This window comes from Streptomyces sp. NPDC043854, assembly GCF_056436005.1.
This window is the reverse complement of the sequence record NZ_JBWKDK010000083.1, coordinates 1-19,154: the sequence shown is the minus strand read 5'-3', so window position 1 is coordinate 19,154 and position 19,154 is coordinate 1. Positions and strand designations below refer to the sequence as shown.

The 19,154-nt window shown below is 72.4% G+C and carries 15 protein-coding genes, 1 tRNA gene and 1 pseudogene; 11 read left to right on the top strand and 6 right to left on the bottom strand.

Going from position 1 to position 19,154, the window contains the following annotated elements; genetic code table 11:
• The 3 genes and pseudogenes from AC068A_RS35405 to AC068A_RS35395 all read left to right on the top strand — a co-directional run.
• A pseudogene (locus AC068A_RS35405) lies at positions 1 to 1,752 on the top strand (hypothetical protein); the annotation flags it as partial.
• On the top strand, positions 1,749 to 2,519 hold the full coding sequence (locus tag AC068A_RS35400) for a hypothetical protein (protein ID WP_478590405.1): 771 nt from the start codon (positions 1,749 to 1,751) through the stop codon (positions 2,517 to 2,519). The pseudogene AC068A_RS35405 and the gene AC068A_RS35400, both read left to right, overlap by 4 nt.
• Before the next feature lie 29 nt (positions 2,520 to 2,548).
• Complete coding sequence (locus AC068A_RS35395; RefSeq protein ID WP_478590404.1) at positions 2,549 to 3,349, top strand: hypothetical protein; 801 nt, start codon at positions 2,549 to 2,551, stop codon at positions 3,347 to 3,349.
• 78 nt (positions 3,350 to 3,427) lie between these two features.
• On the opposite strand, the gene AC068A_RS35390 is transcribed toward AC068A_RS35395, so the two are convergent.
• Positions 3,428 to 3,500, bottom strand: a tRNA-Arg gene (locus tag AC068A_RS35390).
• 133 nt (positions 3,501 to 3,633) lie between these two features.
• A complete protein-coding gene (locus tag AC068A_RS35385; RefSeq protein ID WP_478590403.1) occupies positions 3,634 to 5,418 on the bottom strand; it encodes a PKD domain-containing protein in 1,785 nt (594 codons plus the stop codon).
• A gap of 214 nt (positions 5,419 to 5,632) precedes the next feature.
• Here AC068A_RS35385 and AC068A_RS35380 point away from each other — a divergent pair, with 214 nt between their 5' ends.
• Entirely contained in the window at positions 5,633 to 6,523 is an 891-nt protein-coding gene (locus AC068A_RS35380; protein ID WP_478590407.1) for an FAD binding domain-containing protein, read from the top strand.
• On the opposite strand, the gene AC068A_RS35375 is transcribed toward AC068A_RS35380, so the two are convergent.
• The gene (locus AC068A_RS35375; RefSeq protein WP_478590402.1) at positions 6,510 to 7,787 is read right to left on the bottom strand and encodes a M6 family metalloprotease domain-containing protein; all 1,278 of its coding nucleotides are present in this window, start codon (positions 7,785 to 7,787) and stop codon (positions 6,510 to 6,512) included. The genes AC068A_RS35380 and AC068A_RS35375 overlap by 14 nt on opposite strands.
• A 253-nt stretch (positions 7,788 to 8,040) precedes the next feature.
• On the opposite strand from AC068A_RS35375, the gene AC068A_RS35370 reads away from it, so the two are divergent.
• The 4 genes from AC068A_RS35370 to AC068A_RS35355 all read left to right on the top strand — a co-directional run bounded on the left by AC068A_RS35370 (position 8,041) and on the right by AC068A_RS35355 (position 12,820).
• The gene (locus AC068A_RS35370; RefSeq protein ID WP_478590401.1) at positions 8,041 to 8,700 is read left to right on the top strand and encodes a TetR/AcrR family transcriptional regulator; all 660 of its coding nucleotides are present in this window, start codon (positions 8,041 to 8,043) and stop codon (positions 8,698 to 8,700) included.
• Between the two features lie 162 nt (positions 8,701 to 8,862).
• Complete coding sequence (locus AC068A_RS35365) at positions 8,863 to 10,434, top strand: MFS transporter (protein WP_478590400.1); 1,572 nt, start codon at positions 8,863 to 8,865, stop codon at positions 10,432 to 10,434.
• A 188-nt stretch (positions 10,435 to 10,622) separates the two neighbouring features.
• On the top strand, positions 10,623 to 11,390 hold the full coding sequence (locus AC068A_RS35360) for a dioxygenase family protein (protein WP_478590406.1): 768 nt from the start codon (positions 10,623 to 10,625) through the stop codon (positions 11,388 to 11,390).
• Positions 11,391 to 11,842: 452 nt separating this feature from the next.
• Positions 11,843 to 12,820 carry a sigma-70 family RNA polymerase sigma factor gene (locus AC068A_RS35355; protein WP_478590399.1) on the top strand — a complete coding sequence of 326 codons (978 nt, stop codon included), beginning with the start codon at positions 11,843 to 11,845 and terminating at the stop codon, positions 12,818 to 12,820.
• A gap of 98 nt (positions 12,821 to 12,918) precedes the next feature.
• Here the strand turns inward: AC068A_RS35355 and AC068A_RS35350 are convergent, their stop codons facing one another.
• Positions 12,919 to 13,935: a helix-turn-helix transcriptional regulator gene (locus AC068A_RS35350; protein WP_478590398.1), complete on the bottom strand. Its 1,017-nt coding sequence runs from the start codon at positions 13,933 to 13,935 to the stop codon at positions 12,919 to 12,921.
• A 62-nt stretch (positions 13,936 to 13,997) separates the two neighbouring features.
• On the opposite strand from AC068A_RS35350, the gene AC068A_RS35345 reads away from it, so the two are divergent.
• Together AC068A_RS35345 and pfkB are read left to right on the top strand one after the other, a co-directional pair.
• Entirely contained in the window at positions 13,998 to 15,602 is a 1,605-nt protein-coding gene (locus AC068A_RS35345) for an MFS transporter (protein WP_478590397.1), read from the top strand.
• Positions 15,603 to 15,757: 155 nt separating this feature from the next.
• Positions 15,758 to 16,780 (top strand): 1-phosphofructokinase, encoded by a 1,023-nt coding sequence (gene pfkB, locus AC068A_RS35340; RefSeq protein WP_478590396.1) that lies wholly within the window; start codon positions 15,758 to 15,760, stop codon positions 16,778 to 16,780.
• Between the two features lie 9 nt (positions 16,781 to 16,789).
• Here the strand turns inward: pfkB and AC068A_RS35335 are convergent, their stop codons facing one another.
• A complete protein-coding gene (locus tag AC068A_RS35335) occupies positions 16,790 to 17,566 on the bottom strand; it encodes a DUF6227 family protein (RefSeq protein WP_478590395.1) in 777 nt (258 codons plus the stop codon).
• 192 nt (positions 17,567 to 17,758) lie between these two features.
• Between AC068A_RS35335 and AC068A_RS35330 the strand changes: the two genes are divergently transcribed.
• Entirely contained in the window at positions 17,759 to 18,400 is a 642-nt protein-coding gene (locus AC068A_RS35330) for a vitamin K epoxide reductase family protein (RefSeq protein WP_478590394.1), read from the top strand.
• A gap of 116 nt (positions 18,401 to 18,516) precedes the next feature.
• Here AC068A_RS35330 and AC068A_RS35325 read toward each other — a convergent pair whose 3' ends face one another.
• Complete coding sequence (locus AC068A_RS35325) at positions 18,517 to 18,927, bottom strand: rodlin (protein ID WP_478590393.1); 411 nt, start codon at positions 18,925 to 18,927, stop codon at positions 18,517 to 18,519.
• Positions 18,928 to 19,154 lie beyond the last annotated feature (227 nt).

Sequence of the window (19,154 nt, the reverse complement as noted above, 5' to 3'; positions counted from 1 at the left end):
GCCGCCCCCTCGGACAAGCTGCCGTCCTGGCTGCGCGACTCGCGCACGGCGATGAAGGAGACCGGCAAGGCGCTCCTGGCCTGGGACCAGTGGGGTTCGAACCCGTCCCGGGCGGCCGGTGCGGTGACGTTCAACGTGTTGACGACCGTGTTCACGGGCGGTGCCGGCGGTGCGGCGGCGGGCGCGGGCAAGGCGGGCGCGGTGGCGAAGGCGCTGTCGTTCGCAGGGAAGGCGGGTCGGGCGGTCGACCCGATGACATACATCTTCAAGGGCGCGGGTGCCGGGTTCTCGAAGATCGGCGATGTGATGGCCGGCCTGAAGGGCATGGGCAACATCGAGATCCCGAAGATCAACGTCGACGGCGCGGTGGCCCTCCCGGACGGCGCGAAGATGCTGCCCGACGGCTCCATCCACCTCCCCTCCGGCACGCCGATCCCCGAGGGCGCGATCAAGCTCCCCAACGACACCGTCAAGCTCCCCGAGGGGACCGCCACCCTGCCCCCCGGCACGGTCAAGCTGCCCGTGGACGGCCCGTCGCAGTTCATGGACCCCAAGGGCAACCTGTACGACGCCGCCGGCAACATCACCCAGCACGCGGACGAGGCCCCGTCGGCCAAGCCGGGCGCGGGCACGGGCACCCCGAAGGCCGACGTGCCGAAGGCGGACACCCCGGCCCCGGTCAAGGAGCCCGACCGTGTCCTGACGGGTGTGGGCGGCCGCGGCGACGACGGCATCCGCCTCGGGTCCGACATATCCGACCCGGCCCGCACCGTCGGCGACCACATCCCCGGCCCCCGCCCGGACACCACCCCCGGCGGCCACGCCCCGGACAACACGCCGCGCAACAGCGCGGACACCCACACCCCGTCCACGTCCGGCCCGCGCCCGGACACCCCGACCACGAGCGGCGGCCACGCGGACACCCCTGGCCCCCGTACCGACGGCCCGTCCACGGGCGGCGGCGGTCACACCGAGACCTCGGGCGGCGGCGCAGGCCGCACCGACGGCCCGCCCACGGGCGGGGCCCACCCCGAGACCCCGGGCGCGGGCGGCGCGGACAACCTCGGCGACGGCGCGGACGACGCGGCCCGCACGGGCGGCGACGCGACCGACAACCCCTACACGCACGGCCCCGACGGCGGCTGGAGCGGCGCCGGCTGGGTGGAGAAGCCCTCGGAATACGGTGCGGCGATCTACGACTCGCTGCGGTCCACCCCGAACCACGTCGACGTCCCTGTGATGGCCAAGAACACCGGACTCTCCGAATCCGTGATCCGGGACGTGAAGTCCCACATGATCAGATCGCAGCACGATGTGGTCATCGGGCCGGGCGAGTGGCGGCGCGGGCGGTTCACGCCGCGCGACGACATCGCCGACCTGTGGGACGGCGCCCGAAAGGGAACCCTCACCGAGGCCCAGCTCAAGGAATTCCGCAATCTCATGACCCATGAGTACGTGGAAAGCAAGTTGATGAAGGCCGGTCTGCCGTATCTCCGCGACGAGGCGGGCCTGTGGCGGAAGGAACCGGACGGCACCTACCAGGGCGGCGGCCGGTACTCGCCGAAGAGCCTGAGTGCGGCCGGCGCGCACGACCTGTCGCCGAATCCCGTACGGGGCGGCTTCGGTTATGCGTGGCAGAAGCTCGGTCTGAAGCACCCGAAGACGGTCCTCGCCCACGACTTGTCCAACATCGACGATTTCGTCAAGGATGTTTTCCGAGAGCTGCGAGCTAAGGGGCTGGACCTGAAGTGACCGAGACGTCGTCACGCACCGTGCTGGAACGGCTGCGCGCCATTGACTGGGAGGACGAGGCGGCGGCTTGGGAGCACGCGCCGTCGCGTGCCCTCCTCATGCGCGAGTACCTGCGCCGTTCCGCTCTGTGGGCCCGGGCCTGCGGCGCGGAGGAGGCGTGGCCGTTCTTCGATGTCGCGGAGCACCTCGACGCGGGGCCGGCGCAGACACCGCCCGACGTGGAGGCCGAGCTGGAGGAACTCCTGAACGGGCTCGCCCCGGCCTCGCTGCGGACCACGTGCCGAGCCGCCGTGCGCTGGGCGGCCGTACGGGACGCCGGGCAGGAGCCGGCCGGCGGCCTGCCGGACCCGTACGAGCCGCTGCTGCTCATGTACGAGCGCGGCGGCGGGTACTGGCTGGAGGAGTACGTCGACCTCAACGGCACGATGATCCGGCTGGGAGACGTGGAGGGCAACGCCGCCGCCGCGCCGTTCCTCACGCTCGCTCCCGCCACCCTCGACGCACTGGACGCCGAGGGCGAGATCGCCTACTACGCCAAGGTCGACGGCGGGTACTCCCGGGAGAACCCCGGCGGCATCCTGCGGCGCCGCACCGATGAGGACCGTACGTACGAGGAGGCCTTCACCAGCAGTCTGCGGTGGGAGCCCACCCGGCAGCTGGGGCCTTCCGACACCGATGGCGAGGGCGCCGGCCACGTCCGTATCACCGACATCGAGGCCGCTGCCTTCATCGAAGCCGTGACGGAGCACCTCCGCGGCTCCCGATGAGCCCGTCCGCAGCCGTTTCCGGTCCGGTGGTGCCATCGAGCCCTCCTGCGCTCGCCGTGCTGGAGCGCCTGCGCGCCGTGGAATGGACGGGGGACTGGGACGGGGCCGTCGCGCGCGTCGTGTCGCGGCGTGTGCTGATGCGTGAGTACCTTCGGCGGGCGGCAGTGTGGGCGCAGGCATGCTCGGCCGAGGACACGTGGCCCTTCTTCGACGTCATCGAATGCGCGGACCCCGGATTCGTGCTCTCTCCGGGAGTCGCCGCCGAGCTCCACGCATATCTGGGTGGGATGACCGGGAATTACGCGGTCAAGCGCACGTGTACCGGCGCGTTGCGGCTGGCGGAGTACCGGTCGCGGTATCCGGATGCCTTCGCAGGGCTTCCCGATCTTTACGAGCCGCTGGTCCTCTTCTACGAGCGGGGCGGTGAGTTCCTCCAGGACAACGCCGGTTTTCTCGACCTGGCCGGTGTGCGGATGCGCCCCGGCACCCTGCAGGGTTGCCTCGGCACCCCGGCGCTGCGCTCCCTCGACCGTGCGGTCCTCGACGCCGTGGACGCGGAGGGACGCATCACCTACTACGCGCCGGCCGACCGCCGGGGCCCGCTGCTGCGGCAGCGTGTCGTACGCGGTGAGGCACATGCCGAGGTGTTCGGCCCGGAGAGCCTGCGCTGGGAGCCGGCGGGCCGGCCGCTGCCCGCGCCCCCGGACCAGGCCGGGGACCTCCGCCTGGTCTGGCTGGACGAGATGGAGGCGGCCGACCTGATCGCGGCAGCCGTGGCCGCGGCCCGCCCGGTAGGGGGAGGAACACACGAAACGGCCCCGGACGGATAGTCCGGGGCCGTCGCGTCGACTGCGGCGCCGAGTGCCGATCCCCGGAGGAGGACTCCAGGTCAGCGGCTCGTGCGTCGGTGCCCCCGGCAGGATTCGAACCTGCGACACCCGCTTTAGGAGAGCGGTGCTCTATCCCCTGAGCTACGAAGGCGTGGTCGCGGCAGCGGCCCGTAAGGGCTTGGCCACCGGGCTCAGTGTAGCGGGTGGTGCATGATCCGTACGCGGAGATGTCTGCGCGTACGGATCACGCGGTGCGCGGGCCGTCGCCCGCGCCTGGCGGGGGATCAGCGCCGGTCGTACACGCCGAACATGTCGACGATCAGATCGGTCGGCTCCCAGCCCCGGTTCCAGAAGTCGAGGAGGTCGTTGCTGCCGGTGCTCGTCTGGGCCAGGTTCGAGACGGTCGCGCCCTTCGTCCAGTTCAGGTTGGAGGAGTTGGGCGGGGTCGGCCGGACGGCGGTGCCCTTGGTGTACTGGTCCCAGGTGTTCGGGTCCGGGGCGACCGTGAGGTGGCCGCTGCCCTGCGTGTTGGTGACCGTCACGTTCAGGACCGCGCCCTCGAGCGCGGACTTGTCCGCGGGCACCTCCTGCTTCCGGTAGTCCTGGCCGTCGACCGGCCAGGCCCACTCGCGGGTGTCCGTCAGGCGCTTCGGCGCGAGGGGAAGGTACGCGGCCTTCCCGTCGGCGCTGTAGTAGCCGACGACGTCCACGATCACGTCGGCCGGACTCCAGGAGCCGTTGCGGATGTTGATCCTGCCGTCCGGGCCCACCGGCACGATCACCGAGTTGGCGACCGTCTGACCGGCGGTGAAGTTCAGGTTCGACGTGGTCGGGGTCTGCTGCCCGCTCGGGAAGAGGGTGAGGTGGCCGCCGTCCTTCGGGTTGGTGACCGTGACGTTGAGCGCCACCGCGGTGACGCCCTTGGAGGGCACACCGCCCTGGCCGGCGATCTGCGTGCCGAACGTCTGCTGCCCGGCCACCTGGCCCCGGGCGGTGCCCAGCCCCTCCCGGGTGTCCACGAGGCGGGTCGGGGCCAGCGAGGTGTAGCCGTTGGCCTCGGAGCGGGTGAAGTACCCCGTGACGTCCGCGATCAGGTCCGCCTTGCCGGCGCTGCGGTTGGCCAGCTCGACGTAGCCGTCCTCGCTGACCGGGACGATCGCCAGGTTCGGGACGGACTGCCGCGCGGCGAAGTTGACGTTCGAGGTCGCCGGCTGCTCGGTGCCGGAGGCGTAGGCGGTGACGTGCCCGTCGGCGGTGGTGTTGGTGGCGGTGAGGTTGAGGGCCACGGCGGACACCCCGGCGGGGATGCCGCCGGCGCCGGCGACCTTCACGCGGGTGGTGCCGTACGGGGCGACGGCCTGGGCGCCCGGTGCGCCGGTCCCGTTGCGGGTGTCCAGGAGCCGGGTGGGCGCGTGCGGGGTGAACTCGGTGCCGGCCACGACGGCGTCCACGGTGTTGGTGGTCGTCAGGTCGTTGCGGAGGTCCTTCGCGGTGACGGTGACCTTGTGGGACCCGACCTTGGCGTAGGTGTGGTCGAGGTGCAGGAACGGGTAGTCGGAGTCCGAGGTGACGTACTCGGTCTCGGTGCTGCCGTCACCCCAGTCGATGGTCACGGTGACCACGGTCTTCAAGTCGCTGATGCTCATGACGTAGGCGGTCAGGCGGATGCCGCGCGCGGTGGTGTTGTCGGCGCCCATCGTGACGCCGAGGTAGGGGTCGCCCGCCGTGCCCGCCGTGCCCGCCGTGCCCGCCGTGCGCTGGGCCGATGCCGGCCCGCCCTGCGGCGCCGGCGCGCCGGACAGGGTCGTGCGGACGGCGCGCTCGGCGGGGCTGAAGAAGGTGGCCTTCTCCAGCTCGGCCCGTGCTGCCGCGGCCTTCGACGGGTCCTTCGCGGTCCCGGCCCCAGTCTTCCCCGCCCCGGTCTTCCCCGTCCCGGTCTTGGCGGCGCCGGACTTCGCCGGGTCGGGCGTGGCGGTCGCGCCGGGGGCGCGGTCGGCGGACGGTCCCGCCGCCTGCGCCACACCCGGTGCGAGGCCCACGGCTGCCGCGACGACGGCAGCGGAAATCATGATGCGGTGACGGTGCACCGGCCCCCCAGTTTTCTTGAACTCGTTCAGAAAGGTCATGATCAGATTACATACGGCCCCGCGCGGACCGCCTCCGCCCCGCCGTGCGTGTCGGGGAAGTGCCCGGGATCCGGTTTGAGGGCCGGGCGAGCGGTTCATGGGTCCGGTAGAGGGCGGGGCGTCCTCCGCCTCCCCCGCGACGAATGCGAGCCGGACCATGGAGTTCCTGCGCCCCGCCACCTGGGAAGAGGCTCTCGCCGCCAAGGCCGAGCACCCCGAGGCCCTGCCCATCGCCGGCGGGACCGACGTGATGGTCGAGATCAACTTCGACCACCGCCGGCCCGAGTACCTCATGGACCTCACCCGTATCGGGCTGCTCCGCCAGTGGGAGGTCGGGGAGGACACCACCGTCCTCGGCGCCGCCGTCACGTACACCGACATCGTCGAGCAACTGCGCGGCCCGCTGCCCGGGCTCGCGCTCGCCTCGCACACCGTCGCCTCCCCGCAGATCCGCAACCGGGGCAGTGTCGGCGGCAACCTCGGCACCGCCTCCCCGGCCGGGGACGCCCACCCGGCGCTGCTCGCCGCCGGCGCCGAGGTCGAGGCGGAGTCCGTACGGGGAACCCGGCTGATCCCGATCGACGCGTTCTACACCGGGGTCAAGCGCAACGCCCTCGCCCCCGACGAGCTGATCAAGACGATCCGGATCGCGAACGCCACCGGGCCCCAGCAGTTCTCCAAGGTCGGCACGCGCAACGCCATGGTCATCGCCGTGTGCGCCTTCGGGATGGCCCTGCATCCCCGGAGCCGGACCGTCCGGACCGGCATCGGCTCCGCCGCACCCACCCCGGTGCGGGCCCGGGTGGCCGAGGAGTTCCTGTGCGCGGCACTCGAGGAGGGCGGGTTCTGGGAGTCCGGGCAGGCGCTCGCGCCGTCCGTCGTCCGGCAGTTCGGCGCGCTCGCCGCCGCGTCCTGCAACCCGATCGACGACGTCCGCGGCACCGCGAAGTACCGGCGCCACGCCGTCGGCGTGCTGGCCCGCCGGCAGCTGCTGTGGACGTGGGAGGAGTACCGGAGCCACCGCGGGCAGTGGCTCACGGCCGGGTGATCCGCACCTGGAAGCTGCCGTTGCGCAGCTCGCCCACGACCGAGACGCTGATGCCCGCCCTCTCGTCGGTGAAGGTCTCGCCCGACTGGAACGGCGCGTCCGACAGCTCCCCGTGCACGTTGGGCCGCCGGGTGCAGCCGCCGCTGCCGGCCGCGCTGTCCAGGACCGTGACCGGGCCCTGCCCGGTGTCGACCAGCGAGTTCACCTTGTAGATGAGCACGCCCGGTTTGCAGACGGCCTCGTCGTTCCCGGCCCGGGTGCGCACCTCGACCGCGTACCCGGAGCTTTCCGACAGCGGGACGAAGGCCAGCTTGGTGCCGCCCCCGACCGCCAGCGGGGACAGGACGTGGTCGCTGACGCCGGGCTTCGAGGCGCAGCTGATCTGCGAGCCGTTGAGCCAGCCCAGCTTCCACTTGTGCCAGCCCAGCAGGTCGTTGTTGGCGCCCCAGTCCTCGCTCATGATGTCCCAGTGGCCGACCGCGCTCCCGCCGTCGGCGGTGTACAGGTCGGGCAGGCCGAAGACGTGCCCGTTCTCGTGCGGCAGCACCCGGTAGCCGGTCTCCCGGTAGGTGCCGGAGCCGTCGTCCTGCCGGCTGTAGACGAAGGACGTGTTCGAGAGCGGTACGCCGTCCGCCACCGGGGCCTCGGGGTTGCCGGAGAAGGTCACCGACAGCACGGTGTCCAGGGCGGAGGGCCCGGCGTTCGGCGTGACCAGGATGTTGACCAGGTCGTACGCGCGGAAGTCCACGTCCGGGTCGGCGGCCTGCACGATGTGCTCGACGAGCTGCCGGTAGCCCGGCTCGTACGGGGACCCGCGCTCGATCCCGTACGCGGCGAACGGCATCGGCATCCGCAGCCACGTCTTGATCGGCGCCTCGGCGTGGTAGCTGAGCCGCCCGTAGGAGCTGGTGCGGAACCATTCCGTGGTCTGCGGGAAGAACTCCGCCAGCCGGTCCAGTGCCGTTCCCTCGCCCTTGGCGTCCGGGAAGTCGACCATCAGGTTCAGTGCCCGGACCTCGCCGGTCGAGCGGGAGTACCCGGGCGGTGTCGGCAGACCCTCGGACATCTGTACGCCCGGCGCACCGGCGATCCGGCAGGGCGCGAGCGCCGACTCGGCCGCCGTGGCGACAGGACCTGCTGCGGACTGCCCGCGTCCGGCTATCCCGGTGCTGGCGGTGGCGGTGACACCGAGGGCCAGCGCGGTGAGGCCGATGTAGGCGCCGGCGCGGCGTGGTCTGCGTATCCGGTGGCGGGTCTGCGGCATGGAGATCGCCTTCGGGTCCGCGGCAGCCGGCCGGACCCGGACTGCGCTCCGTGCGATCACCCTCCGTCGGAGGCGGCGCGCCCGCGCGCCGGGTGCGCCGAACGGGAACAGGGATGTGGTCCGGGTCACACGGGCGAGTGAAATAACCGGGGACGCACTCCCCGTTTGCATGGGTGTCCACGAAACGGGGGCCGGCTCCCCGTTTCGGCGGGTCGGGTCGGTCGGTACGAGGTCCAGGTCGAGGAGGCCGCGCATGAAAAGCAGCACCACCACTGCCGCCGCGGCGGCCGCAGCCCCGCGTCCCCGCGCCGATGCCGTGCGCAACCGGGAGCGGATCCTGACGGCGGCACGGGAGGTGTTCGTCGAGCAAGGCTCCGGCGCGCCGTTCGACGAGGTCGCCCGGCGGGCGGGCGTCGGCAACGCCACCCTGTACCGCCACTTCCCCGACCGTGCCGCCCTCGTCCACCATGTCGTGCTGTTCGTGACGGACCGGGTCACGGCCGAGGCGCGGCAGTCGCTCGCCGGCGAGCCCGACGCGTTCGCCGCGCTGTGCCGCTTCACGCACACCGCCGCGGACGAGCGGATCGGCGCCCTGTGCGCCATGCTCGGCGGCGACTTCGACCGTGAACACCCCGAACTCCTCTCCGCCCGCGATGAGTTGGCGGAGGCGGTCGAGGGGCTGCTGGCCGCCGGGCGGGACGAGGGCCTGATCCGGGCCGACGTCGGCGTCGGCGACCTGATGGTCGCCCTGTCCCAGCTCAGCCGCCCCCTTCCCGGCATCGCCTGCATCGACGTGGACACGTTCGTCCACCGCCATCTCCAGCTCCTCCTCGACGGGTTGCGGGCCCCGGCCCGCTCCGTGCTGCCCGGCGAGGCGGCCACTCTCGAAGACCTCAGGCAGAAGACCGTGTGACGCTCCGGGCCGGGCCGGCTCCGTCGGCGTAGCAAATCCCCATCAACTGCACAATTGCGTCATTTGCATTAACTGCATCAATGGCTCATCTCACGCCATGTCGCGTGATGGTCATTCATATCCGTCATTCCGTACACCGAAGACAGTGAAGTGGGTACCCCCATGCCAAAAACGGCCGCGACAAGCGCGCCGGCCGCGCCGTCCCCGGCGCCGGCTGCCGATTCCAACCGCTGGAAGGCGCTCCTCTTCATAGCGCTGGCGCAGCTGATGGTCGTCCTCGACGCGACGATCGTGAACATCGCACTGCCCTCCGCCCAGACCGACCTCGGCATCTCCGACGGCAACCGCCAGTGGGTCATCACCGCCTACGCGCTCGCGTTCGGCGGCCTGCTCCTCTTCGGCGGCCGCATCGCCGACAAGTGGGGCCGCAAGAACACGTTCGTCGTCGGCCTCGTCGGTTTCGCCCTGTCCTCCGCGCTGGGCGGAGCCGCCACCGGCGAGGCGATGATGCTCGGCGCCCGCGCGCTCCAGGGCGCCTTCGGCGCGCTGCTCGCCCCGGCCGCCCTCTCCCTGCTGGCCGTCATCTTCACTGACGCCACCGAGCGGGCCAAGGCCTTCGGCATCTACGGGGCCATCGCGGGCGGCGGCGGCGCCGTCGGCCTGATCCTCGGCGGTTTCCTCACCGAGTACCTCAACTGGCGCTGGACCTTCTACGTCAACATCCCGTTCGCCGTCGTCGCGGCCGTGGGCGCCTGGCGGGTCATCCGCGAGCCCGCAGGGGGCCGCAACCGCGCGCCGCTCGACGTCCCCGGCGTCATTCTGTCCACGCTCGGCCTCGTGGCGCTGGTGTACGGCTTCACCCGCGCCGAGTCGGCCGGCTGGACGGACGAGGTGACCGTGGACCTGTTCATCGCCTCGGCGGCCCTGCTGGCGGCCTTCGTCTTCACCGAGTCCCGGGTGAAGTCCCCGCTGCTGCCGCTGCGCGTCCTGCTGGAGCGCAACCGCGGCGGCGTCTACCTCTCCCTGGGCCTGGCCGTCATCGCGATGTTCGGCCTGTTCCTCTTCCTCACCTACTACCTCCAGATCGTGAGGGGCTTCTCGCCGGTCAAGACCGGCTTCGCCTTCCTGCCGATGATCGCGGGCATGATCACGGGCTCCACGCAGATCGGCGCCCGCCTGATGACCCGGGTCCCGCCGCGGCTGCTGATGGGGCCGGGCTTCCTGGTCGCCGCCACCGGCATGCTGATGCTGACCCAGCTGGAGGTCGGCTCCTCGTACCCGGCGCTGATCCTGCCGGCGCAGCTGCTGCTGGGCCTCGGCATGGGCACGGCGTTCATGCCGGCGATGTCCCTGTCCACGCACGGCGTGGCCGCGGCCGACGCCGGTGTCGCCTCCGCCATGGTCAACACCTCGCAGCAGGTCGGCGGCGCGATCGGCACCGCCCTGCTGAACACCATCGCCGCCTCGGCCACCACCGCGTACCTGGTCGGCCACGCGGCCGAGGCGTCGGCCGGCGGCGCCGCGGCGAAGCTGCTCCAGGCCCAGGCGATGGTGGAGGGCTACTCCACCGCCATCTGGTGGGCGGTCGGCATCCTCCTCGCCAGCGCGGCCATCGCGCTGACCCTGATCAACACGGGCCGTCCCGGCGCCGGCGGCCCGGTCGCGTCCGGTTCCGGAGCCGGTTCCGAGGCCGGTTCCGAGGCCGGGGTGAAGGTCCCGGTGATCGTCCACTGACGGGCCGCGGGGTACTCCGGGAATGACCCCCGACCCCGTGTCGTTCAAATTTGAATGACACGGGGTCGGTCCTGTCCCAGGCCCCGTTCGGACGAACGAGGAGCGCCACCGTGACCCCCAACCCGCCCCCGCCCCCGCACCCGGCCGGAGCCGCCGCCGTGGACGCGGCGTCCCCGCGCCCGGCCCGCATGCCCGCGCTCTACCTGAGCCACGGCGCACCCCCGCTCGCCGACGACCCGGTCTGGCCCGGCGAACTCGCCGCCTGGTCCGCCGCCCTGCCCCGGCCCCGGGCGATCCTGATGGTCTCCGCGCACTGGGAGGAAGCCCCGCTCGCCCTCGGCGCCACCGAGCGCGCACCGCTCGTCTACGACTTCCGGGGCTTCCCCGAGCACTACTACCGGGTCCGCTACGACGCCCCGGGCGCCCCGGACCTCGCCGCTTCGGTACGGGCGCTGCTGCGCGGCCCCGGAACCCCCGTCCAGGACGTCCCCGACCGCGGCCTCGACCACGGGGCGTACGTCCCGCTCGTGGAGATGTACCCGGACGCCGACGTACCGGTGCTCCAGATATCCCTGCCCACGCTCGACCCGCGGCGCCTCATGGACATCGGCCGCAAGCTGGCACCCCTGCGCGACGAGGGAGTCCTGATCGTCGGCAGCGGCTTCTTCACCCACAACCTGGCCGCGCTGCGCCACACCGGGCCCGGGGTTCCGGCCTGGTCGGCGGAGTTCGACGCCTGGGGCCGCGAGGCGCTGGAGGCCTCCGACACCGACGCCTTGCTGGACTTCGAGGCCAAGTCTCCGGCGGGCCGCCTCGCCCACCCGCGCACGGAGCACTTCGCCCCGCTCTTCGTCACCCTCGGCGCGGCCGACGCCGCCGGCGATCTGGGCCGCCGGACGGACACGGTGGACGGCTTCTGGATGGGGCTGTCGAAGCGCTCGGTCCAGTTCGGGTAGAGGCCCCTCCGGGCTCCTTCGCCGCGGTTCCGCTTTCGCCCGTCCCGGCTCCCGGGCCCCCTGCTCGCCGCCCGGGGTCCGGTCCGCGCAACCAGAAGCCTTTCGGAGTCGTCTTCCGGGACAGGAGTGCTTCCGCCGTCCGTGTGGCGGCGGTCCGGCGGGCGCCGCGCCGGCCGCGGTCCGCGCACGGCCGGCGAGGGCTTTCCGATCGTCCCCGCCCCCTGTCTGACCTGCGGTTCCTCGCGCTCCGGCGGAGCCGGCGCCGTCGCCTGTCCGGGATGCGGCGGGGCAGGGTACTGCAAGATCACGAAAAAGAGACATCGGCGTGGGAATTCTGTCCTGATTCCAGCCGTTGTCTCCCATGGATGCGGGCACTCGGGAGAGTGTCCGGGGACGCAGAGCCGCGTTCCAGCAGCCGCACCGCGACCTCACACATTTGCAAGGGAGCACGCATGGCAACCCGCGCCGTCGCCCGCCACCAGTCCGAGGGCAGCGCCCGCGCTGTGGGCGGGGAGATCGCCGACCGCGACCTGGTCGGCATGTACCTGGACGAGATCGCGCGCACCCCGCTGCTCGATGCGGCCAAGGAAGTGGAACTGTCACAGATCATCGAGGCGGGGGTGTACGCCCGGCAGATCCTCGACGGCGAGGTGGAGCGTGATGGGGACGCTCCCAACCGCGAGGAATTGGAGGTCCTGGCCGCCGAGGGGGAGCGGGCCAAGGAGACGTTCATCCGCTCCAACCTGCGTCTCGTCGTGGCCGTCGCCCGCCGCTACCCGCGCAGCGGCCTGCCCCTGCTCGACCTGATCCAGGAGGGCAACGCCGGCCTGGTCCGCGCCGTTGAGAAGTTCGACTACACCAAGGGCTTCAAGTTCTCCACGTACGCGACGTGGTGGATCCGCCAGGCCATCACCCGGTCCATCGCCGACCAGTCCCGCACCATCCGCCTCCCCGTCCACCTCGTCGAGGAGCTCGGCCGGATCCGCCGCATCCAGCGGGAGTTCAACCGGCAGAACGGCCGGGAGCCCGAGCACGCGGAGATAGCCGCCGAACTGGACTCGACGGAGCGGCGCGTGGGCGACGTACTCGACTGGGCCCGCGACCCGGTCAGCCTGAACATGTCCGTGGACGACGAGGGCGAGACGCAGTTCGGCGACCTCCTGGAGGACACCTCGGCGATCTCCCCGGAGCAGTCCGTCCTCTCCCTGCTGCGCAGCGAGGAGCTGGAGGACCTGCTGGGCAAGCTCGACCAGCGCACGGCGTCGATCATCAAGATGCGGTACGGCATCGACGACGGCCGGGAGCGGACCCTGACGGAGGTCGGCAAGCAGCACGGCCTGACCCGCGAGCGGATCCGCCAGATCGAGAAGCACGCCCTGCTGGAGCTGAAGCGCATGGCGCGCGACACCGGCTTCGACGCCGTGGCCTGACGGCCCCGGCTCGGCCCGGCCCGCACCGGGCCCCCGGCCGGTCCCCACGCGGCCCCCGACACCACCCCCCCAGGTGTCGGGGGTCTTCCTGCCGCCCGCTACCCGGCCGCTGCGGTCCCGGCTCCGGCCCCCGCCACCAGCCGCTCGGCCAGCGACCGGGCGGCCTCGGCCAGGAGCTCCGGCGCGTGGACGGTGAACGGCAGCCCCGTCAGCGCCAGCCGGGCCGCCAGCCACTCCGGGGACTCCCCGGTCTCGAACCGCACCCGGCAGCCCGCGCCCGGGCCCGCATCCCCACCCCCGTCCCCTTTCCCGCCCTCTTTCCCTTTCCCGTCCGCCGGTACGGCGTTGTCCCGCAGCCAGCCGGGCAGCTCCTCCACCCCCACGCCGAAGCCGATCTCCACCGCGTACATCTGCCGGCCGTGCAGCCCCCTGCGGACGAACTCCACGGCGTCCATCGGCAACTCGCGCGGGGCGAACCGGGCGCCGGTCGCGAAGGGGTCCGCCACCCGGTCCACGCGGAAGGTCCGCCAGTCCTCCCGGTCCATGTCGTAGGCCACCAGGTACCACCGGCTGCCCGTGCTCACCAGCCGGTACGGCTCCACCAGCCGCCGCGTGCCGGCCCCGTCCCGCGCCCGGTACGCGAACCGCAGCCGCTCCCGCCCGGCCACCGCCGAGGCCATCGTCGTCAGCGTGTGCGGGTCCACGGTGGCCCCGTCCCCGCGGGTCACCGCGATCGTGGCCGACTGCAGGGCGCCCACCCGGTGTCGCAGCCGCCCCGGCAGCACCTGCTCCAGCTTGGCCAGCGCCCGTACGGAGGCCTCCTCGACGCCCTCGACGGCGTGCCCGGCCCCCGCCCGCAGCCCCACCGCGATCGCGACGGCCTCTTCGTCGTCCAGTAGCAGAGGCGGCATCGCCGCGCCCGCCACCAGCCGGTACCCGCCCTCCGGGCCCAGGGTGGCCTCCACGGGATACCCGAGCTCCCGCAGCCGGTCGATGTCGCGGCGGATCGTGCGCGTACTCACCCGCAGCCGTTCCGCGAGTTCGCTCCCGGGCCATTCGCGTGGGGTCTGCAACAGGGAGAGCAGGGTGAGGAGCCGTGCGGGAGTGTCGGTCATGGGATCCAGGCTGCCAGCGGAATAGGACACCATCTGACCTAGACGCGGTCTAGCTTTCTCCCATGAGCAGCGAGACGACCATGACATCGCCCGAAGGAAAGAACGGGCCCATATCCGAAGAGCGGAGCTCCACCCCCGCCGACGCACCAGCTGTCGCACCCGCACCCGCACGCGTCTCACCCGAACCGGACGCCCCCGTCGCCGACCGGCGCCGCTGGCTGGCGCTCGCCATCGTGATGACCGCGGCCTTCATGGACCTGGTCGACGTCACGATCGTCAACATCGCGATACCCAGCATGCGCGCCGACATCGGCGCGTCGACCAGCGCCATCCAGTGGATCACCGCCGGCTACGCGCTCGCCTTCGCGGCCGGCCTGATCACCGGCGGCCGCCTCGGCGACATCTACGGCCGCAAGAGGCTCTTCCTCATCGGCATCACCGGGTTCACCATCGCCTCGCTGCTCTGCGGCATCGCCCCCGACCCCGACGTGCTCGTCGCCGCCCGCATCCTCCAGGGCGGCACGGCGGCCATGATGGTCCCGCAGGTGCTGTCGATCATCCACGTCACCTTCCCGCCCCAGGAGCGCGGCAAGGTCTTCGGCCTGTTCGGCGCGATCGTCGGCCTCGGTGCCGTCTCGGGCCCGCTGCTGGGCGCCCTGCTCACCCAGGGGAACTTCTTCGGCCTCGAATGGCGCCCGATCTTCCTGATCAACCTGCCCGTCGGCATCGCCGGCGCGCTGCTCGGCCGCGCCTTCATCACCGAGTCCAAGGCCCCCACGGCCCTGCGCCTCGACCTGGTCGGCGTCGTCCTCGCGACCCTCGGCCTGGTCATGCTGATCTTCCCGCTGACCCACGGCCGGGAGAACGACTGGCCGCTGTGGGGCTTCGTCTCGATGGCCCTGGTGCCCTTCGTCTTCGCCGCGTTCATCGCCTACGAGAAGCACAAGATCCGCAAGGACGGTTCCCCGCTGGTCGAGCTCTCCCTCTTCAGGATCAAGAGCTTCGCGGGCGGTATCGCCGTCCAGCTGATCTTCGGCCTCGCGACCGGCATCTTCTTCCTGGTCTGGACGCTGTACATGCAGGCGGGCCTCGGCTGGAGCGCCCTGCGGGCCGGCGTCACCGGCATCCCGTTCTCCCTCGCCGTCTCGGCCGCCGCCGGCCTGTCGGTGCAGAAGCTCGTCCCGCGCTTCGGCCGCAAGGTGCTCCAGGCGGGCGCGCTGGCCATGGCCGCGGGCATCCTGCTCTACATCTGGGAGTCGCAGCACTTCGGGATGGAGATCACCTCCTGGCAGATGGCCGCCCCCTTGATCGTCATGGGCCTCGGCATGGGCCTGATCGTGGCCCCGCTCACCGACACCGTGCTGTCCCAGGTGCCGCGCGAGCACGCCGGCTCCGCCTCCGGGCTGATCAACACCACCGGCCAGATGGGCCACGCACTGGGCCTCGGCCTGACCTCCGTGGTCTTCTTCGGGCTGATGGACGACGACTCCGTCTTCGGGCCGCCGTACGTGGAGGCCTTCCGCGGGGCGCTGTGGTGGGTCGTGGCCGTACTGGTGCTGATCTTCGCGGTGATGTTCATGCTGCCGCGCAAGTCGGTGCCGCCGGAGCAGCGCGAGGGCGCCGCCGAGCAGGCCCCGCAGGCCCCGGAGAAGGTCCCGGCCGCGTAGCCGCCTCCCCCCCGGCCCCCTGTACACGGGCATGTCCGCTCCTCCGGGGCGGGCATGCCCGTTCCTTTTGATTCGGGGCATGACGGGCGTACGGTGAGGGGAAATCCAAGGAACCGGACGCCGGGCGGACGCACACCCACGGAAGTCGTGCTCGCATGATCCTCACCGTCACCCCCAACCCTTCCCTCGACCGGACGTACGAGGTCACCGCGCTGGAGCGGGGCGCCGTGCTGCGCGCGGCCGCCGACCGGCTCGACCCCGGGGGCAAGGGGGTCAACGTCTCGCGCGCCGTGGCCGCCGCGGGCGTGCGGACGACGGCGGTCCTCCCGCTCGGCGGCCCGGCCGGCACCCTGCTCGCCGAACTCCTGGCCGCCGAGGGCGTGGACGTCACCGCCGTCTCGATCGCCGGGCAGACCCGCTCGAACGTCTCGCTCGTCGAACCGGACGGCACCCTCACCAAGGTCAACGCCCCCGGCCCGGTCCTCACCGCGGTCGAATCCGCGCTGCTGCTGGACACCGTCCGCACCTGCGCCGACAGCCCCGCCTGGATCGCGGCCTGCGGCAGCCTCCCGCCCGGCCTGCCGACCCACTGGTACGCCGAACTGGTCGCCCGGGCCCGCGCGACGGGCGCCCTGGTCGCCCTGGACACCTCCGGCCCGGCCCTGGCGGAGGCACTGTCCGCCCGCCCGGACGTGGTCAAGCCGAACACGGCCGAGCTCGCGGAGGCGGTGGGCCGCCCGCTGTACACCCTCGGCGACGCCGCGGCCGCCGCCGAGGAACTGCGCTCGCGGGGAGCGGGCGCCGTACTGGCCTCGCTCGGCGCGGACGGACAGCTGCTGGCCTCGGCCGAGGGGATCCTCCACGGCACCGCCCCGGTGGCGGCCGTCCGCAGCAGCGCCGGCGCCGGCGACGCCGCACTGGCCGGCTTCCTCATCGCCGGCGGCAGCGGCCCGCAGGCCCTCACCTCGGCCCTGGCCCACGGCGCGGCCGCGGTCCGGCTCCCGGGCAGCGCCATGCCGGCCCCCGCGGACCTGCGCCCCGAGAACGTCCGCATCACACCGCGGCCGCCGCTGGACCAGTACCTGACCGAGCCGGCCGTTCCGGGCGGGGCCGCGGTGCGGGTGGAGCCGGTGGCCCCGATGGACCCGACGGGGCCGATCGAGCCGACCGCCGTCTGACGGGGGCGCTCAGCCGTGCGCCCGGACCTCCATCGCCCCGCGCGCCGCGGCCTCCGTCTCGTACACCTCGCACATGTGGCGCCCGTCCGGCGTCGCCGTGTGCTCGACCTCCCACAGGCTGATCTCGCCGCCGTCCAGCAGGACGAACGCGTGCTCGTACAGCCGGAATCCGGCGTCCCGCCCGTCCGCCAGGCTCTGCAGGGTGCCGAACGCCTGCGTGATCCGGTGCGCGTACGCCGACTTCAGCAGCAGCGCCGTCCGCTCCCCTGGCCGGTCGGCGTTCTCGGCGCGCCGCAGCACCCGCCGGGCGTGGTCGGCCGACTGCTCCACCGCGTACTCCCGGTACCGCTGCGCCGCGGTCGGGGCGGAGAGCAGGGCGCTCAGCGCGGCCGCGTCCCGGTCCGCCGCCTCCGGCTCCTCCTCCGGATCGAACCCGGCCGGGCCGAAGGCATCCTCCTCCGGGGTCTCGCCGAACAGCCGGGCCACGGCCAGGTGGGTCTCCGTCCGGCTCGTGAAGACCTCGTGCCGTATGGTCCGGTCGCCCTCGTGCCGGTACACCAGCTCCCACAGGGACGCCGAACCGCCGTCGGAGAGCAGGTAGGTGTGCCGGTGGGTCTCCCGCCACCGCCCCGCCGCCGGGCTGTGGCTCGTGGTGTACAGCGAAGAACTGTGGGCGAGCGCCGTCCCGAGGCGCTCGACCAACCGGTCAGGCAGGTCATAGGAGTTGAGGGCGCGGCCCAGGAGTCGCTCGAGGTGCGCCTCGGTTGTCTCGTACGGATCGCTCAAGGTGGGTCTCCAGGCCGTCGCAGCTAGTGACTTCGCGGGAGCTCAACGTAGCCCCTGGCTCTGACATCACGTCCGGGGTTCGGTAAAACGTCCGGGAGGCAACAGGGGTTCCCGCCACCCCTTCAGGTCAACTTTTGGCGGAATGTGAAGGGTTCGCCTGGGTATGTCCCGTAGCGCGGGACCATGGGCGGTATGGCTACGAAAACAGTGGGCCTTCCCCGCCAGCAGGGGCGGCCCAGCACTCGACACGAGGGTGAACCGGCCGCCGCGCCAAGGGCATTGGCCTGGCTGCTGGTCCTCACCGGGGCCGCCGGGGTGCTGGCCTCGTGGGTGATCACCCTCGACAAGTTCCTCCTGCTCCAAGACCCGGACTTCAAGCCGGCCTGCAGCCTCAACCCGGTGGTCTCCTGCGGCAGCGTCATGCAGAGCGAGCAGGCGGAGGCCTTCGGCTTCCCCAACCCCATGCTGGGACTGGTCGCGTTCGGGGCCGTGGTGTGCGCCGGCGTGAGCCTGCTGGCGGGGGCCCGGCAGCGCGGCTGGTTCTGGCTGGGACTGAACGCGGGCACGGCGTTCGGCGTGGGCTTCTGCACCTGGCTGATGGTCCAGTCGCTCTACGAGATCAACGCGCTGTGCCTGTGGTGCTGCCTGACCTGGGTCGCGACACTCGTGATGTTCTGGGCGGTCACCGCGTACAACGTCCGCACCGGGTACCTGCCCGCGCCCGGGCCGGTGCGGGGCTTCCTCGCCGAGTTCGGCTGGGTGCCGCCCGTCCTGCACACCGGGGTGATCGGGATGCTGATCCTCACCCGGTGGTGGGAGTTCTGGACGGGCTGACGGCGCACGGCCGCGCAGACGAGGGCCCCGGCAGCGGATGCTGCCGGGGCCCTCGTCACATCGCTCCACGGGCGCAGGCCCGGACCGCAGCGGGCCGGGAGGGAGCGGAGCGGAGGTCAGAGCCCCTGGGAGCCGTTGCCGGAGAGGACCGGGATGTTGTCCAGGACGTGCGAGAGCGACTCGTCTCCCTTGGCCTGGGTGGAGTTCTCGGTGCACTGCTGGTTCATCGGGTTGGACAGGATCGGCACGTCCTGGACGCCGAGGTTGGCCAGGGCGAGGATCGACTGGGGGTTGGCCTTCGCGGGCAGGCCGATGCAGGGCTTGTTGAGGGTGCCCTGGACCAGCCCCATCTGCGGGCTCGCGGTCCCGTAGGCGGCCTGGTTTCCGTAGATGTGCTGGGAGTCGTTGCCGTTGAAGGTGTTGACCCCGTTGTCGTCGCCGATGGCCATGGCCGGGGCGGCGAGGGCGGCGCCCGCACCGACGGCGGCGGCGGTGACCGCGGCAGCAGTCATGATCCTCTTGAGCATGATTGATCCTTATTGTCGCAACGAGTGCCCGCTAGTGGAGCGCCCTGGTCAACTGCCCCTCCGCGGCGTCGGTTCCGGGGCTTCACTCGAACGGCCCGCTCCCGCGGGGCGGGGGGGGGGGGGGGGGGGGGGGGGGGGGGGGGGGGGGGGGGGGGGGGGGGGGGGGGGGGGGGGAGAGGAGGGGGGGGGGGGGGGGGTGGAGGGGGGGGGGGCGGGTTTCGTGCTTA

Excerpts from the sequence above, each read along its gene's own strand:
- AC068A_RS35365 (WP_478590400.1), top strand. The coding sequence starts at position 8,863 with ATGCCAAAAACGGCCGCGACAAGCGCGCCGGCCGCGCCGTCCCCGGCG.
- AC068A_RS35360 (WP_478590406.1), top strand. The coding sequence starts at position 10,623 with ATGCCCGCGCTCTACCTGAGCCACGGCGCACCCCCGCTCGCCGACGAC.
- AC068A_RS35350 (WP_478590398.1), bottom strand. The coding sequence starts at position 13,935 with ATGACCGACACTCCCGCACGGCTCCTCACCCTGCTCTCCCTGTTGCAG.
- pfkB (WP_478590396.1), top strand. The coding sequence starts at position 15,758 with ATGATCCTCACCGTCACCCCCAACCCTTCCCTCGACCGGACGTACGAG.
- AC068A_RS35330 (WP_478590394.1), top strand. The coding sequence starts at position 17,759 with ATGGCTACGAAAACAGTGGGCCTTCCCCGCCAGCAGGGGCGGCCCAGC.
- AC068A_RS35325 (WP_478590393.1), bottom strand. The coding sequence starts at position 18,927 with ATGCTCAAGAGGATCATGACTGCTGCCGCGGTCACCGCCGCCGCCGTC.
- AC068A_RS35370 (WP_478590401.1), top strand. The coding sequence starts at position 8,041 with ATGAAAAGCAGCACCACCACTGCCGCCGCGGCGGCCGCAGCCCCGCGT.
- AC068A_RS35380 (WP_478590407.1), top strand. The coding sequence starts at position 5,633 with ATGGAGTTCCTGCGCCCCGCCACCTGGGAAGAGGCTCTCGCCGCCAAG.
- AC068A_RS35385 (WP_478590403.1), bottom strand. The coding sequence starts at position 5,418 with ATGATTTCCGCTGCCGTCGTCGCGGCAGCCGTGGGCCTCGCACCGGGT.
- AC068A_RS35375 (WP_478590402.1), bottom strand. The coding sequence starts at position 7,787 with ATGCCGCAGACCCGCCACCGGATACGCAGACCACGCCGCGCCGGCGCC.
- AC068A_RS35355 (WP_478590399.1), top strand. The coding sequence starts at position 11,843 with ATGGCAACCCGCGCCGTCGCCCGCCACCAGTCCGAGGGCAGCGCCCGC.
- AC068A_RS35345 (WP_478590397.1), top strand. The coding sequence starts at position 13,998 with ATGAGCAGCGAGACGACCATGACATCGCCCGAAGGAAAGAACGGGCCC.